Here is a 16,065-nt window from a genome sequence, read left to right on the forward strand (position 1 = left end):
CCCGCCCGACCTCGTCTTCGCCGAGGCGGACCGGCTCGGGCTCGCGGCCCAGTTGGAGGCCCGTGTCCTCGCCGCCGCGCTGGAGGCGCGTGACCGGCTTCCCGACCGCTGCTTCCTCGCGGTCAACGTCCTGCCCCATCTGCTCACCACACCAGAAGTCACGGCAGTCTGGCAGCGCGCGGACCTGCGGCGCCTGGTCCTAGAACTCAACGAGGCGGTCGACCTCGACGCCACCACCGGCCTGACGACCACCGCGGGCGCACTGCGCAACCTCGGTGCGTTCGTGGCGATGGACGACGTCGGCTCGGGCTACGCCGGGTTGCGGCAGCTGGCGCGAATCCGCCCCGACTTCGTCAAGCTGGACCGCTCGCTCGTGGTCAACGTGGACGACGACCAAGTCAAGATCGCCCTCACCGAGCTGGTCGGCACCTTCGCCAGCCGGCTCAACGCCTGGGTCATCGCGGAGGGGGTCGAGCGGTTCGACGAGCTCGGCATGCTGGTCGCGCTGGGGGTTCCGCTCGGCCAGGGATTCCTGCTCGGGCGTCCCTCCCGGGACTGGCAGCAGCTCGACCCAACCGTGGCTCGGCGTATCCACCAATTCTCGGAACGCAGCAACCACGCCGCGAGCATCGAGAGCCTGATGGAACAGGTCACGATCAGCATAGGTGAATCCGGTCGGTGCGCCATGTCCGCGGACTGTCCGTCCTGTCCCATGAGCGCCGCCCGGAACCGGGACGGTCTCGCGGCCGGCGATGATTCGGCCGGACCGGACGGTGACCGGGCGCCTCGAGCCACCATCATCGTCTCCAACCGATGCCGACCGGTCGCCCTGCATCTGTCCGGCGGCCCGGGCGGCGGCACGGAACCGCGCCGTGTTCCCACGACGCTTTTCGCGCGGCTCGAGGAGCCGGTGACCGAGGTCGCGCGTCGAGCCATGACGCGGGCCCGGGCCAGCCGATTCGATCCCGTGATAATCGTGACCGAGATGGGGCGCCCACTCGGCCTGGTACGGATGGAGCGGCTGATGCTACGGCTCGCGGAAATGTCCACATGAGGCGAAACCATTATTGGACCGCGCAGGCGCTCATGTCGCCGAGCCCAGCGACCAGGAGTCATTCCGCGTCGGCAGAGATCACCGTCCGGCGCCCGAGCATGAAACAATTCTACTGTGGTGCGATCATGCACGACTGCGAGACGCGCATCGTCGCCCCCACCGAAGACGATCTTCTCCGTTCCGTCGACACCCACGCGCGAGTTGATCATGTTATGACGGATATCCCGGAGTCGATGCTGGACGAGGTCCGCCAGAATATCCACGACGTGGGACCGGCGGACCGCCACGACTAACCAGCGATACCAGCGCCACCACCACGACCAGCCCGCGCGGGCACCAGCCGAGGCGAGGGACACCCGCCGGTTCTCCGCTGGGTGCCCTCGCCCGACACGACGGGCAGGCAGGCGCGTGTCAGCCGGCCAGAGGCGTGGCCGCCGGCTGTGCCTCGTCCCCTGACGTCCGCGCGGCGGGCACCGAACGGTCCCGGGCAGCCCGGTTCACGGCACTCACCACGGCCCGCAGGGACGCCGTCACGATGTTGGCGTCGATCCCGACTCCCCAGAAGATCCGGTCGTCGACAGCCGCCTCGAGGTACGCGGCCGCTCGCGCATCCGCTCCCGAGCCCAGGGCGTGCTCGTTGTAGTCCAGGATCCGCACGGTCAGATCGCGGCTGGCCAGCGCCGCGACGAACGCGTCAATGGGGCCGCTGCCGGTTCCCGTGATCACCGTGTCGGCCCCCCCCTGGAAACGGACCGAGACGGAGACCTCGTCCCGATCGCCCGACGCCGCCGTCGTCCGGGAGCCCAGCAGCTCAAGCAGGCCGGACCCCTCCGCGCCGTCCAGGAAGTACTCGCCGCGGAAAATCGTCCAGAGTTCCTCGGCCGTCACCTCGCCGCCCTCGGAGTCGGTGTGGCGCTGCACGACACCGGAGAACTCGATCTGCAGCCGGCGCGGCAGGTCCAGGGAGTGCTCGGACTTCAGCAGGTATGCCACCCCTCCCTTGCCGGACTGACTGTTCACCCGGATCACCGCCTCGTAGGAGCGGCCGACGTCCTTCGGGTCGATCGGCAGGTAGGGCACCTCCCAGCGGATCTGGCCGGTGCGCTCCATGGCCTCGAAACCCTTCTTGATGGCGTCCTGATGGGAGCCGGAGAAGGCGGTGTAGACGAGGTCGCCCCCGTAGGGATGACGGGGATGGACGGGCAGCTGGTTGCAGTGCTCCACCGCGCGTCGGATCCCGTCGATGTCCGAGAAATCGATCATCGGGTCGATCCCCTGCGAGAACAGGTTCATCCCCAGCGTGACCAGGCAGACGTTCCCGGTCCGTTCCCCGTTGCCGAAAAGGCAGCCCTCAACCCGGTCGGCGCCGGCCAGCACACCCAGCTCCGCAGCGGCGACCGCGCAGCCCCGGTCGTTGTGCGGGTGCAGGGACAGCACGACGGCATCCCGGCGGGTCAGGTTCCGCCCGACCCATTCGATCTGGTCGGCGTAGACGTTCGGGGTCGACATCTCGACCGTCGCCGGCAGGTTCAGCACGACCGGATGCTGCGGGGTCGGCGCCCACACGTCCATAACCGCCTCGCACACCTCCACCGCGTAGTCGAGTTCGGTGCCGGTGAACGACTCCGGGCTGTACTGCCAGCGCACATCGGTGCCGTCCAGCAGTTTCTCGGCGTACTGGGCACACCACCGGGCGCCCTGCACCGCGATCTCGGTCACCCCAGCCCGATCAAGACCGAACACCACCCGCCGCTGCAACGTGGACGTCGAGTTGTACAGGTGGATCAGCGCCCGGTCCGCGCCGACCAGCGACGCGGCCGTGCGCTCGATCAGATCCTCCCGCGCCTGCGTCAGGACCTGGATGACGACGTCGTCCGGGATGCGATCGGATTCGATCAGCTGCCGGATGAAGTCGAAGTCGGTCTGGCTGGCCGCCGGGAACCCGACCTCGATCTCCTTGTACCCCATCGCCACCAGCAGCTCGAACATCTGCATCTTGCGGGCGGGGGTCATCGGGTCGATCAGTGCCTGGTTACCGTCGCGCAGATCGACACTGCACCACTGCGGGGCACGAGTGATCGTCTGCTCGGGCCAGGTCCGGTCGGGAAGTGAGACGGGGACGAACGGACGATACTTCTCGACCGGCATGCCGGACAGCTGCTGCGTGGTCATTCCTGCTCCTGCTTCCTCGAAAGAGTCCCCCGCGACCGTGATCACACGGTTCGCGACGGGGGTGACTGGATGCCGGAGAATCAGCAGAGGAGCGTCAGGCCGCACCTGGACGCTGGACCGCCGTGATGGCGAGGATCCCGACGCTGACACACGAAAACACCGCGACGGGGAAGCCAGCTCAGGTATCAGGCCCCGCCGCGGCGGCTAAGGAGAAGCAGCGCACGCATCGCGCACCAACGTTACCGGATGTTCGGCCGACCGCGAGGAAACTCAGGTGCTGCGACGGCGCCGGGGACACGGGACGGACCGCTGCGGGGCCGCAGGTCGCCGGTGCGCACGGTGCACACGGCTGCGTGTGCACCGTGCTGCCAGCTGGGTTCGGACGGGTAGATCGTGCCGGCGGTACGGTGCGGAGTGCTGTCGACGGCTCCGGCGAACTCGCGCAGTGCTCCGGCACATCGCTCGTCCGTCACCTCGGCGATCGCCGACGCGCCAGGCCAACGCTGGAAGAGCACCGCCAGGTCGACCATCCGGGTGACCTCGTCGATGTGGGGCTCCCCGCAGCTCACCCGGACGGGCACCACCGGATCGACCGAGGCGAGCGAGCCCGCCGGATAGGGGGTCCAGTTCAGGCAGTCACCCGGCCGCAGGGCCGCGAGCAGGTCCGGCCTGAGCCCAAAGCCGGCGGGGGGACCGGTCAGCGCGCCGGTGGCAGCCGGTACGGCGGTCTGCCTGGTGGCGGCCACAGAGGACCCCGACGACGTGGTCGGCGCCAGCCGTGCAGCGGTCGGACTGGTCCGGTTCGCCGTCTGCCGCAGGGCGACGACGGTGATGGTGATCATCCCGACGATGATGGCCAAGAACGTGACCATCCTCGCGATCTGGCGGGGGCGGCCCGGCGGTCTGGGCGGCGCCACCAGCCGATGGAAAAAGCCGGGCAGACCCCGGGGAGCTGGGACGACCTGACAGCGACTGGAAGCCGGCCGGCCGTGCTGCCGGCTGCGCTCGGCCGCGGACGGTTCGAGAAACCGGGCTCCGCGGACGAATCGCTCATCCAGGCGAAGCCCCTCGAACGGGTCCTGATGCCGCGACGCCATACTAGCCATGGTAAACCCGACACCACGACTACGGCGCGCGTTCCACGGAAAGATCACCTGGATCACGTCCCCACGCCACCGCCACCCGTACCCAATCGACCGCCTACCGTTGGATCGCCCGCAGGTGTCCCTGGTAAACCCCATCCAGCCCAGGTAATCCACGGCAACCCGAGGAACACCCCGGACCGCCGAAGGCCCCCACGGCTCCCCCAGGAGTCATTCGCTGCTGATGCTCACGGCCCTGGCGTAGGACGCGCCGATGATCTTCGCGATCTCGGCCAGGATGTCGGGGGCGACCGCGTCGTCGAGCGACAGCGACATCAACGCCTCGCCGCCGGCCTGCAGGCGGCTGACCTGCGCACTGGCGATGTTGATGTGCGCCTCGCCGAGCAGGGCACCGACCGCGCCGACGATCCCCGGCCGGTCCTCGTAGCGGAAGAACGCCAGATGCGCCTCGGGCCGGATGTCGACCTCGAACCCGTCGATCGCGGTGATCTTCTCGACCTGCCGCGAGCCGACAAGCGTGCCGCTCACCGATACGGGCGTGCCATCGGCGAGGACTCCTCGCACAGTCACGAGGTTGTGATAGTCGGGGCTGTCCTCGGCGGTCTCCAGGGCCACGTCGACCCCGCGCTCCTTGGCCAGCAGCGGTGCGTTGACGTAGGTGACCTGCTCCTCGGTCACATCGGTGAACACGCCCTTGAGCACCGCGAGCTGCAACACCGAGACGTCGTGCACGGCGATCTCGCCGCGCACCTCGACGGTGATCGCCGCGGCCAGGCTGCCCGCGAGGCCGGAGAAGAGCTGCCCGAGCTTCTCCGCGAGCGGAAGACCCGGCCGGAGGTCCTCGGCCACGACGCCACCGGCCTGCACGTTGACCGCGTCAGGCACGAACTCGCCCTGCAGCGCCAGCCGCACCGAGCGGGCGACGGCGAGCCCGGCCTTGTCCTGCGCCTCCTGGGTGGACGCGCCGAGGTGGGGGGTGACGACGACGTTGTCGAGCCCGAACAGCGGGGAGGCCGTCGTGGGCTCCTTGGCGAAGACGTCGATGCCCGCGCCGCCGACCTGACCGGAGCGGACCACCTCGGCAAGCGCCGCCTCGTCAACAAGGCCGCCGCGCGCCGCGTTGACGATGATGACACCGGGCTTGGTCCGGGCCAGCTCGTCGGTGCCGATCAGACCGAGCGTCTCCGGCGTCTTGGGCAGATGAATCGTGATCATGTCACTCTGCCGAAGCAGCTCGTCGAGGTCGACGAGGGTCACGCCGTGCTGCGCGGCACGGGCCACCGACACGTACGGGTCGTAGGCAATGACCTTCATCCCGAAGCCGGCGAGCCGCTGCGCCACGAGCACGCCGATCCGCCCGAGGCCGACGACGCCGGCCGTCTTCTCCACGAGTTCGACACCGACGTACTTCGAGCGCTTCCACTCGCCGCCGCGCAGTGCCTCGTTGGCCGCGGGAACCCGCCGGGCGACGGCGAGCAGCAGCGCGATCGCGTGCTCGGCCGCACTGACGATGTTCGACTGCGGCGCGTTGACCACCATGACACCGCGCTGGGTGGCGGCGGCGACGTCGACGTTGTCCAGCCCGATGCCGGCCCGGGCGACGACCTTGAGCTTTCCCGCGGCGGCGAGCACCTCGGCGTCGATCTTGGTGGCCGACCGGACGATCACGGCGTCGACGTCGGCGATGGCGGGCAGCAACGCGGACCGGTCGGCACCGTCGACGTGACGAACCTCGAAGTCCCCGGACAGCACCTCCAGCCCGGCCGGTGAGAGCTCCTCGGCAACGAGTACGACAGGCACTGGACCTCTCCTAGCGACCTCGGGTCAGACCGGGAGGCGACGCGGAACGAGGCGTGATCACGTGGCCTTCGGCCTGGCGATGATGAACGTGGATACTGCGGGCACCGCACGACGCGGCGGGCCCAGCCTACCGACGCCCGCCGTGGACTCCGAACCCTTTCCGCCGACCGACGGCGACGGCGTGCCCGGCACCGGGACGGAGACGGCACGCACCTGGGGACGGCACGCACCCGGGGACGGCGGCAGCGCACCACGGCCGCCCCCGAGAGGGCACGATCCGCCCGACGACCCGCGGGATCTACCTGGCGATCCAGGACATCAGGCGATCCAGGACATCATCGGCCGGAGCTTCGCACCGACCTGCTCGATCGGGTGCTGCTTGCCCTCCGCCACGAGCTTGGTGAAGTTCGGCCGACCGTTGTCGTCCTCGGCCACCCACTCACGAGCGAACGTGCCGTCGCGGATCTCGTCAAGGATCTTGCGCATCTCGGCCTTCACCGCGGGGGTGATGACGCGCGGGCCGCGCGTGACATCGCCGTACTCCGCGGTGTCCGAGATCGAGTACCGCATCTGGGAGATGCCGCCCTCGTACATCAGGTCGACGATGAGCTTGAGCTCGTGCAGGCACTCGAAGTACGCGACCTCCGGGGTGTAGCCCGCCTCGACGAGGGTCTCGAAGCCGGCCTGCACGAGCGCGCTGGCGCCGCCGCAGAGCACGGCCTGCTCGCCGAACAGGTCGGTCTCGGTCTCCTCGGTGAAGGTGGTCCTCAGCGCACCGGCCCGAGTGCCACCGATGCCCTTGGCGTAGGCCAGCGCGACGGCCAGCGCGTTGCCGCTCGCGTCGGCCTCCACCGCGACGAGGACGGGAACGCCCTTGCCCTCCTCGAAGACCCGCCGTACCAGGTGACCCGGCCCCTTTGGAGCGACCATGAACACGTCGACGCCGGCCGGCGGCTCGATGAGCCCGTAGCGGATGTTGAAGCCGTGCCCGAACGCCAGCGCCTTGCCCGCGGTGAGGTGCGGGGCGATGGACTCCGCGTAGATCGTGCGATGGGTGGTGTCCGGGGTGAGCAGCATGATGATGTCGGCCTCGGCGGACGCCTCCGCCGGGGTGAGGACCCGCAGGCCCTCCTCCTCGGCCCTGGCCCGGCTGCGGCTGTCCGCCGGCAGGCCGACCCGCACGTCGACGCCACTGTCGCGCAGGTTCAGCGCGTGCGCGTGGCCCTGGCTGCCGTAGCCGATGACGGCGACCTTACGGTCGGCCAAGACGTCCAGCGAGGCGTCGTCGTCGTAGTAGATCTCGACCATCGTAGGGAATCTCCTCGTTGAGTGGATAGGAAAAAGACGCGCGACGGTCCCGGTCAGGCCGGGCGGTCGACCGCTCGCAGGCTGCGATCGGTGATCGAACGCGATCCGCGGCCGAGTGCCACCAGGCCGGACTGGACCAGTTCCCGGATTCCGAACGGCTCCAGCATGCGGATGAGGGCGTCCAGCTTGTCGCGGGTTCCCGTCGCCTCGATGGTGACGGCGTCCTGGGCGACGTCGACCACCTTGGCACGGAACAGAGCGACCGTCTCGAGGACCTGGGACCGCACCGACAGGTCGGCGCGCACCTTCACGAGCATCAGCTCACGTTGCACCGAGGCGGAGGTATCCATCTCGACGATCTTCAAAACATTGATCAGCTTGTTAAGTTGCTTGGTCACCTGTTCCAGCGGCAGGTCCTCCACGACGACGACGATCGTCATCCGGGAGATGTCGGGCTGCTCGGTCGGCCCGACCGCGAGTGACTCGATGTTGAACCCGCGCCGGGAGAACAGGCCCGAGACCCGGGCCAGCACCCCGGGCTTGTTCTCCACCAGCACGGACAGGGTGTGGCGGGTCATCAGAGGTTCACCTCGGCGTCGCCGGAGTAGTCGAAGTCCGGCGCCGTGTCGCGCGCGATGCGGATGTCGTCGTTGCTGGCGCCGGCGGCGACCATCGGCCACACCATGGCGTCGGGATGCACGACGAAGTCCACCACGACCGGGGCGTCGTCGATCGCCATCGCCTTCTCGATCGTCGCGTCGACATCCGCCGCCGTCTCGCAACGCAGCCCGACGCAGCCCAACGCCTCGGCCAGCCGGACGAAGTCGGGCACCCGCACCCTCCTGGACGCGGCTGCGCCCCGCCCAGACGCCCCTGCGCCGCCGGTCCGCGGGGAGTCCGGGTGCGTCCCGAGCTCCGTGTTGGAGTACCGCTTGTCGTAGAACAGGGTCTGCCACTGGCGGACCATGCCGAGCGACCCGTTGTTGATGACGGCAACCTTGATGGGGATCCCCTCCAGCGCGCAGGTCGCAAGCTCCTGGTTGGTCATCTGGAAGCAGCCGTCACCGTCGACGGCCCACACCGTGGCGTCGGGGCGGCCGACCTTGGCGCCCATCGCGGCCGGCACGGCGTAGCCCATCGTGCCGGCGCCGCCGGAGTTCAGCCAGGTGTAGGGGTTCTCGTAGGAGATGAACTGCGCGGCCCACATCTGGTGCTGCCCGACGCCGGCGGCGAAGATGGTCTCCGGTCCCGCGATCTTCCCGAGCCGCTCGATGACGTACTGCGGGGCCAGCGAGCCGTCGGCCGGCTGGTCGTAGCCCAGCGGGTAGGTCCGGCGCCAGCCGTCCAGCGCCCGCCACCAGGCGGCGAGGTCCGGCCGCTCCTCCAGGACGAGCGCGGCGACGAGCTCGTTGATCACGTCACGGCAGTCACCGACGATCGGCACGTCCGCGGTCCGGTTCTTGCCGATCTCGGCCGGGTCGATGTCGGCGTGAATGACCGCGGCACCGGGCGCGAAGGAGGCCAGCCTGCCGGTCACCCGGTCGTCGAAGCGGGCCCCGAGAGTGATCAGCAGGTCCGCCTTCTGCAGCGCGGTCACCGCGGCGACCGACCCGTGCATACCGGGCATGCCCAGGTGCTGGGGATGGGAGTCGGGGAAGGCGCCGCGGGCCATGAGAGTGGTGACCACCGGGATGCCGGTGAGCTCCGCCAGCGTCCGCAGCTCCGCGGCAGCGCGGGCTCTGAGCACTCCCCCGCCGACATAGAGCACCGGGCGCCGGGCATCGCTGATCATCTTCGCCGCCTCACGCACCTGCTTGCCGTGCGGGCGGGTGACCGGACGATAACCGGGCAGGTCGAGGGCCGGCGGCCAGACATCGTGCGGCAGCACGGAGGTGACCGACTGCAGGATGTCCTTGGGCAGGTCGACGAGCACCGGTCCGGGCCGGCCCGTCGCCGCCAGGTGGAACGCCTCCGCAATGATCCGCGGGATGTCGTCGGCGGACTGGACCAGAAAGTTGTGCTTGGTGATCGGCAGAGTGATGCCGCAGATGTCCGCCTCCTGGAAGGCGTCGGTCCCGATCGAGGCGCTGGGGACCTGCCCGGTGACGGCCACGATCGGCACCGAGTCCATGTAGGCGTCGGCGATCGGGGTCACCAGGTTGGTCGCCCCCGGCCCCGACGTCGCCATGCACACCCCGACCCGCCCGGTGGCCTGCGCGTACCCCTCGGCCGCATGACCCGCGCCCTGCTCGTGCCGGACGAGGACATGCCGCACCCGGGTGGAGTCGAACAGTGGATCATAGGCGGGCAGGATCGCACCGCCGGGGATGCCGAAGACCACATCGGCTCCGACCGCTTCAAGGGAGTGGACGAGCGACTGGGCTCCGGTGATCTTTCGTGTCATCTGGTCGTCTTCCTTGACAGGCCGGGGATGTGCGTGACGCGTGGCGATCTCGGCTGGCATTGCGGGACCGGCGGGACCGGGCCCGCCGGGCACGGCTCTGCCAGCTGAGCACGACCACGCAGGCTTGGCACGAAGCAGTACTCACTGCACGAAAAAGCCCCTCGTGCCGAGAGGCACTGAGGGGCGGCGCACAGGTCGACGTAGCCGACTATGCGCGCTCTGAGCGTACGAGAGTCCCGAGAAGCACAGCTCTACCCTGCCGGAGTTCCCGCCCCACGTCAAGCATCGCCGGGCACGGGGCCAGCCGGGCACCGGGGCCAGCCAGGTCATTGCCCGCCGGAGCCGGGCGCACCGATCTCGCCACCGTCCAACGCGGTGAGGAACCTAGCCGCGACCGGCGCGGCCGTCTCCGCGCCGAAGCCGCCGTCCTCGACGACCACCGCGAAGGCCACGTCGCCCCGGTAGCCGACGAACCACGCATGGGTCGGCGGCGGGTTGCCGTCCTTGTACTCGGCGGTGCCGGTCTTCCCGAAGGCCTCGCCGGGCATCGGGACCTTCGCGGCGGTGCCCTCGGTGACGACCGCCCGCATGAAGTCCCGCAGCGGGGGCAGCACCACGGGCGGGATGGGGTTGCTGCGCGCCGACTGGCCGACGACGAACGGCTGGTGCCAGGTACCGCTCGCGACCGCCGCGGTGACGCTCGCCATCTGCAGCGGGGAGACCTCGATGCGGGCCTGGCCGATCGACGCCGACGCCGACTCGACCGCGTCGCGCGGGGTCGGGAAGATCCCCCCGACGCTGGCGATATCCAGCGGTGGGCGGCCGTCGAAGCCGTAGAGCTGGGCGGCCTTCTCCAGCGCGCCGTCCGGGAGTGACTCCTCCAGCCGGATGAACGCGGTGTTGCAGCTCCTGGCGAACGCGGTCCGCAGCGGGATGGGGCCGAACTGCTCGGCCTCGGCGTTCTGGAAGGTCCGCCCGCCGACGCTGACCGTCTGGGTGCAGTCCAGGGACGTGTCCGGCGCCTTGCCGTTCATCAGCGCGGCGGTGGCCGTCACGATCTTGAAGATGGAACCCGGTGGGTACTTGCCCCGGACAGCCCGGCTCGACCCGCTGGGCGGATGGTTGGCCAGGGCCAGGATGGCGCCGGTGCGGGTGTCGATCGCGACCATCGCCCCGGTCGGGCGGGCCGCGGTGGCCAGGGCCGCCTCGGCGGCCTGCTGGACCCGCAAGTCGATCGTGGTGCGGATCGCCTCGCCGTCGGTCATCGGATAGGTGTGCAGCGTCTGCACGGTCGCGTTCTTCGCGTCCCGCACGACGACCGCGCCGCCCTGCGCCCGCAGCCGGCCGTCGTACACCCGCTGCAACCCGGACAGCGGCGCCGTTCGACCGACGAGGTTGCCCGCCAGGTCGGAGGAGTCCCGTAGCGGCTGGCCCGCCACGTCGAGCAGGTCCCCCCGCTTACCCGTGGAGGCGGTCCGGTCCAGGTGCAACCCTGGGCGCAGGGCCGGATGCACCGAGACCGGATCAGCCTTCACTCGCCACCCGCCGCCGGTCGAGACGAGATGCAGCGCCCCGGTGTACTCCAGCGGCGTCGGCAGACCGGAGAGCGTGAGCCTGGCCAGGTACGGCACGGTCGCCGTCTCGCCGCCGCGGCTGATCGCGCCCGGGGTGAACGTAGCCGCTGTGACGAGCAGGCGGTCACGCACCTCGGCCATCGTGCCCACCAGGCGCGCGACGTCGATGCTCCCGGGCGTGGAGACGGCGGTGACAGCCGCGGAGCCGGGGGTCGCCGTCCCACCGGAAGTCGTCAGCGCCCGCCAGCCCGCCAGGTAGGAGTCGGCCGCAGCCTGGACCTTCCGGTCGGCGGCGCGGTCGGCGGCGCGGTTGTTCAGGACGTAGCCGACGCCGCCGGCGACGGCCAGCAGGACGACGACGACCGCGACGATGATCGCCGTCCGGCGGCCCCGGCCCCGGCGGCGGGAGGTTGACGCAGTGAACCCGGAAGGTGTAAGGGGCACGGCGGCACGCTCTCCCCTCGATCGTGACACCCCGATGGGAGACCCACCCTATGGAGGCCTCCGGCTCTTCGCATCCGACGCGCCGTACGACGTCGGCAACCCGACACGCGGGTCCGACACGGCGGGAGAACGTGGTCCTCCCGAGCTCGGATCACGGACGGGCAACCCACGGCACGGGGGCAGCGGCGACCGGTCGGACGTTTCTCGAACAAACGGCGCTAAAACCTGCGAACCATCTGAAATACGACAAATCGGGGATCGGGCGGGCGAGGGCCGGGAAAGCGAGGGCAGGGGAAGGCGAGGGCCGGGAAGCGGTGTCAGGAGATGCCGAGGCGCTCCAGCAGCAGTCGCCGCACGGTCGCCGCGTCCGCCTGGCCCTTCATCGCTTTCATCACCGCGCCCACCAGCGGGCCGACGGCGTTCACCTTGCCGCCGCGGACCTTCTCGGCGATGTCGGGGGCGCCGAGGAGCGCCGCGTCGACGGCCGCAGTGAGCGCGCCGTCGTCCGCGACGATCGCCAGCCCACGGCCGGCGATCACCTCGTCGGGCGCGCCCTCACCGGCGAGCACCCCGTCGATGACCTTGCGGGCCAGCGCGTCGGTGAGCTCACCCGCGGCCACCAGCGCGGTGATCCGGGCGACATCGGCCGGGGTGATCTTAAGATCGCGCGGCTGGAGACCGGCGTCCGAGGCACGCCTGGCCAGCTCGTTGAGCCACCACTTACGGGCGGTCGCCGGGGCCGCGCCGGCGGCGACGGTCTCCTCGACCAGGTCGAGGACCGCGGCATTGCGCAGGTCCTGCAGATCCCGCGCGGTGTAGCCGTGCTCGGCGATCAGCCGGGCCCGGCGCGCCGCGGGCAGCTCCGGCAGGCCAGCCCGCAGCCGCTCGACGTATTCCGCAGGCAGGGCCAACGGGGTGAGGTCCGGCTCCGGGAAGTACCGGTAGTCGGTGGCCTCCTCCTTGGACCGGCCCGACGAGGTGCGGCCCGACGCCTCGTCGAAGTGGCGGGTCTCCTGGATGATGCGCTGGCCGTCGTCGAGCAACGCGACCTGCCGGGTGATCTCGTAGCGCACCGCGCGTTCCACCGACCGCAGCGAATTGAGGTTCTTCGTCTCGGTGCGGGTACCGAAGGGAGCGTCCGGGCCGCCGGGCGCCGGCCGCGGGCGCAGCGAGACGTTGGCGTCGCAGCGCAGCGATCCCTGCTCCATCCGGACGTCGGAGACGCCGAGCGCCCGGATCAGTTCCCGCAACTCGTCCACGTAGGCCCGGGCCACCTCGGGGGAACGCACGTCCGGTTCGGTCACGATCTCCACGAGCGGGATGCCGGCCCGGTTGTAGTCGACCAGCGAGTGGGTGGCGCCGTGGATGCGGCCGGTGGCGCCGCCGACGTGCAGCGACTTGCCGGTGTCCTCCTCCATGTGCACCCGGGTGATGCCCACCCGGTGCACCTCGCCCTCGACCTCCACGTCGAGCCAGCCGTTCGTGCACAGCGGCTCGTCGTACTGGCTGATCTGGAAGTTCTTCGGCATGTCGGGATAGAAGTAGTTCTTGCGCGCGAACCGGCACCACGACGCGGTCTCACAGTGCAACGCGAGTCCGATCATGACCGCGAAACGCACCGCCGCCTCGTTCACCACCGGCAGGGAACCCGGCAGCCCGAGGCACACCGGGCAGACCTGGGTGTTAGGCTCGGCACCGAAGGCCGTCGCGCAGCCGCAGAACATTTTGGAAGCGGTGCCAAGTTCGACGTGCGTCTCCAAGCCGATCACCGGCTCGTAGCAGGCCAGAACGTCGGAGTAGGACGGCAGCGCGCCGGCGGGAGCCACTGTGCTCACCGGATGAACTCCTCATGGGTCGCTGGGTGGGCGGGTGTCGCGGACGTGCACGTAGGTGAGGAACACCGCGGCCGGTAGGCCGAGCACTCCCCAGAGGAGCAGGACCGGGTTGAGCGTGGCGATACCGAGGCCCAGCACCAGCACGGTGAGCAGCCACACCACGCCCACCAGGAACCGGTCCTGCCGGCCGCTGCGCAGGCTCACCATCGCCGTTTCCCGCCCTTCCCTCGCGGCCGGCGGCCCGTCACCGCGGCCGCCACCCCCGGAACACGGATGACCCGCGAGACCGCCGGGCGCCCGCTCACAGCGCCGGGACCTCGTCGAGCAGCGGATGGCCGCGTTCGGCGTCCAACGCCTCCTCCAGCGCCCCGCCGACCCGGTAGAGCCGGTCGTCGGCGAACGGCGGCGCCATGATCTGGATACCCACCGGCAGCCCGTCCACGAGCCCAGACGGCAGGCTCATCGCCGGGCCGCCCGCGAGGTTGGACGGGATCGTGCACAGGTCCGACAGGTACATGGCCACCGGATCATCGACCTTCGCGCCCAGTGGGAAGGCCGGCGTCGGGGTGGTGGGCGAGACCAGGACGTCGACCTGCTCGAACGCGGCGGTGAAGTCGCGGCTGATCAGCGTACGGACCTTCTGCGCCTGGCCATAGTAGGCGTCGTAGTACCCCGAGGACAGGGCGTAGGTGCCCAGGATGATCCGCCGCTTCACCTCCGGGCCGAAACCGGCCTCGCGGGTGCGGCTCATGACCTCCTCGGCCCCGGCCCGGCCGTCGTCGCCGATCCGCAGCCCGAAGCGCATCGCGTCGAAGCGAGCCAGGTTCGACGAGCACTCGCTGGGCGCGATCAGGTAATAGGCGGGCAGCGCGTAGCTGAAGTGCGGGCAGCTCACCTCGATGACCTGGGCGCCCAGGCCCGTCAGCGCCTCGACCGCGGCAGCGAAGGCGGCCTCGACCCCCGGGTCGTACCCGTCGCCGGCGAACTCGCGGACCACGCCGACCCGCATACCGCGGATGTCGCGCTGCCGTGCCGCCGCCACGACCGCGGGAACCGGCGCGTCGACGCTCGTGGAGTCCAGAGGATCGTGGCCGGCAATCGCGGCGTGCAGCAACGCCGCGTCGGTCACCGTGCGGGCCAGCGGGCCGGCCTGGTCCAGCGAGCTGGAGAAGGCGACCAGCCCGTAGCGGCTGACCCCGCCGTAGGTGGGCTTGACCCCGACCAGACCGCAGACGGCGGCCGGCTGACGGATGGAACCGCCCGTGTCGGTGCCGAGGGCGAGCGGCGCCTCGAAGGCGGCGACGGCCGCGGCGCTGCCGCCGCTGCTGCCGCCGGGGATGCGGGTGACATCCCAGGGGTTGCGGGTCGGCCCGAACGCCGAGTTCTCGGTTGACGAGCCCATGGCGAACTCGTCCATGTTGGCCTTACCCAGCAGGACGACGTCCGCGGCCCGCAGCCGGCTCACCACCGTGGCGTCGTACGGGGGGTGCCAGCCCTCAAGGATGCGGCTGCCGCAGGTGGTGGGCATCCCTCGGGTGGTGAAGACGTCCTTGAGCGCCAACGGCACCCCGGCGAGCGGCCCGAGGCGCTCCCCGGCCGCGCGCCGGTCGTCGACCGACCGGGCCGCGGCGAGCACGCCGTCGGCGTCCACGTGCAGGAAGGCGTGGACGGTCTCGTCGACCTTGGCGATGCGGTCCAACGCCGCCCGGGTCGCCTCGACGGCGCTCAGCCTGCCGGCGGCGATCGCGGCCGCCGTCGCGGCGGCGGACAGGCGCACGACGTCGGTCGTGCCGGGAGGTGTCGGGTTCTCCGTCATGTTCTCCGTCATGCGGGCGGCGACCTCATTCGTCCGGATCGAGGATGCGGGGCACCCGGAACCGCCCGTCCTCGGTGGCGGGGGCACCGGCCAGGGCCTCGGTGACGGGCAGCGACGGGCAGATGGTGTCCGGCCGGAAGACGTTGGTCAACGGCACGGCGTGGCTGGTCGGCGGGATGTCCGCGGCGGCGATCTCGGAGACTCGGGCGACCGCGGACAGGATCGCCTCGAGCTGCGGTGCCAGCGCGTCGAGCTCGTCGCCGGTCACCGACACCCGCGCCAAGCGGGCGAGGTGAGCCACCTCGCCCCGAGTGATCGCCATGGCGTGTGGCCCCTTCGTAGGCGGTGGGCACGGGGCCCGTGACTGGTCCTGGGCGCCGCGACGGATGCGGGAACCGGAACCGGGAGAGGCCGGATGCACCCCTGGGGCGCCCCGGGCGGACGATCGGGACCGGACGCATCGCCGCGTCGACGTGATGTCATCGTACGGGCCGCGGCGGGACCCCCGCGGGCCGCCGCCCCCCGCCGCTCCCCTGGCCTAGTACTCCAACCCGA

13 protein-coding genes and 1 pseudogene are annotated in these 16,065 nt (G+C 70.7%); 2 read left to right on the top strand and 12 right to left on the bottom strand.

Translation table 11 applies throughout. From position 1 onward, the window contains the following. Together ACY5KJ_RS08540 and ACY5KJ_RS08545 are read left to right on the top strand one after the other, a co-directional pair. On the top strand, positions 1–1,054 hold a 1,054-nt coding region (locus tag ACY5KJ_RS08540; RefSeq protein ID WP_462203133.1), incomplete at its 5' end, for an EAL domain-containing protein. Between the two features lie 98 nt (positions 1,055–1,152). Continuing rightward, on the top strand, positions 1,153–1,347 hold the full coding sequence (locus tag ACY5KJ_RS08545) for a DUF1059 domain-containing protein (protein ID WP_462187994.1): 195 nt from the start codon (positions 1,153–1,155) through the stop codon (positions 1,345–1,347). Positions 1,348–1,465: 118 nt separating this feature from the next. Here the strand turns inward: ACY5KJ_RS08545 and leuA are convergent, their stop codons facing one another. The 12 genes and pseudogenes from leuA to gatC all read right to left on the bottom strand — a co-directional run bounded on the left by leuA (position 1,466) and on the right by gatC (position 15,832). Continuing rightward, positions 1,466–3,226 carry a 2-isopropylmalate synthase gene (leuA, locus tag ACY5KJ_RS08550; protein WP_462187993.1) on the bottom strand — a complete coding sequence of 587 codons (1,761 nt, stop codon included), beginning with the start codon at positions 3,224–3,226 and terminating at the stop codon, positions 1,466–1,468. Positions 3,227–3,465: 239 nt separating this feature from the next. Continuing rightward, entirely contained in the window at positions 3,466–4,098 is a 633-nt protein-coding gene (locus ACY5KJ_RS08555) for a septum formation family protein (protein ID WP_462188000.1), read from the bottom strand. 138 nt (positions 4,099–4,236) lie between these two features. Beyond that, positions 4,237–4,467: pseudogene (locus ACY5KJ_RS08560) on the bottom strand (SCO2583/SCO2584 N-terminal domain-containing protein); the annotation flags it as partial. Between the two features lie 72 nt (positions 4,468–4,539). Further along, positions 4,540–6,129, bottom strand: a complete 1,590-nt coding sequence (gene serA / locus ACY5KJ_RS08565) for a phosphoglycerate dehydrogenase (RefSeq protein WP_462187992.1) — start codon at positions 6,127–6,129, stop codon at positions 4,540–4,542. A 318-nt stretch (positions 6,130–6,447) separates the two neighbouring features. Next, the gene (gene ilvC, locus ACY5KJ_RS08570; RefSeq protein WP_462203134.1) at positions 6,448–7,437 is read right to left on the bottom strand and encodes a ketol-acid reductoisomerase; all 990 of its coding nucleotides are present in this window, start codon (positions 7,435–7,437) and stop codon (positions 6,448–6,450) included. Positions 7,438–7,490: 53 nt separating this feature from the next. Next, positions 7,491–8,015 carry an acetolactate synthase small subunit gene (gene ilvN, locus ACY5KJ_RS08575; RefSeq protein WP_462187989.1) on the bottom strand — a complete coding sequence of 175 codons (525 nt, stop codon included), beginning with the start codon at positions 8,013–8,015 and terminating at the stop codon, positions 7,491–7,493. Next, complete coding sequence (locus tag ACY5KJ_RS08580) at positions 8,015–9,841, bottom strand: acetolactate synthase large subunit (RefSeq protein WP_462203135.1); 1,827 nt, start codon at positions 9,839–9,841, stop codon at positions 8,015–8,017. Before ACY5KJ_RS08580 ends, ilvN begins: the two co-directional genes overlap by 1 nt. Positions 9,842–10,167: 326 nt before the next feature. Further along, positions 10,168–11,859, bottom strand: coding sequence for a penicillin-binding transpeptidase domain-containing protein (locus ACY5KJ_RS08585; RefSeq protein WP_462188747.1), 1,692 nt, complete (start codon positions 11,857–11,859; stop codon positions 10,168–10,170). A 317-nt stretch (positions 11,860–12,176) separates the two neighbouring features. Next, positions 12,177–13,694, bottom strand: coding sequence for an Asp-tRNA(Asn)/Glu-tRNA(Gln) amidotransferase subunit GatB (gene gatB / locus ACY5KJ_RS08590; protein WP_462188745.1), 1,518 nt, complete (start codon positions 13,692–13,694; stop codon positions 12,177–12,179). A gap of 12 nt (positions 13,695–13,706) precedes the next feature. Beyond that, positions 13,707–13,901, bottom strand: a complete 195-nt coding sequence (locus ACY5KJ_RS08595; RefSeq protein ID WP_462188743.1) for a hypothetical protein — start codon at positions 13,899–13,901, stop codon at positions 13,707–13,709. Positions 13,902–13,995: 94 nt separating this feature from the next. Further along, complete coding sequence (gatA, locus tag ACY5KJ_RS08600; RefSeq protein ID WP_462188742.1) at positions 13,996–15,522, bottom strand: Asp-tRNA(Asn)/Glu-tRNA(Gln) amidotransferase subunit GatA; 1,527 nt, start codon at positions 15,520–15,522, stop codon at positions 13,996–13,998. A gap of 13 nt (positions 15,523–15,535) precedes the next feature. Next, positions 15,536–15,832, bottom strand: coding sequence for an Asp-tRNA(Asn)/Glu-tRNA(Gln) amidotransferase subunit GatC (gene gatC, locus ACY5KJ_RS08605; RefSeq protein ID WP_462188741.1), 297 nt, complete (start codon positions 15,830–15,832; stop codon positions 15,536–15,538). Positions 15,833–16,065 lie beyond the last annotated feature (233 nt).

This window comes from Frankia sp. CcWB3 (genome assembly GCF_977927595.1).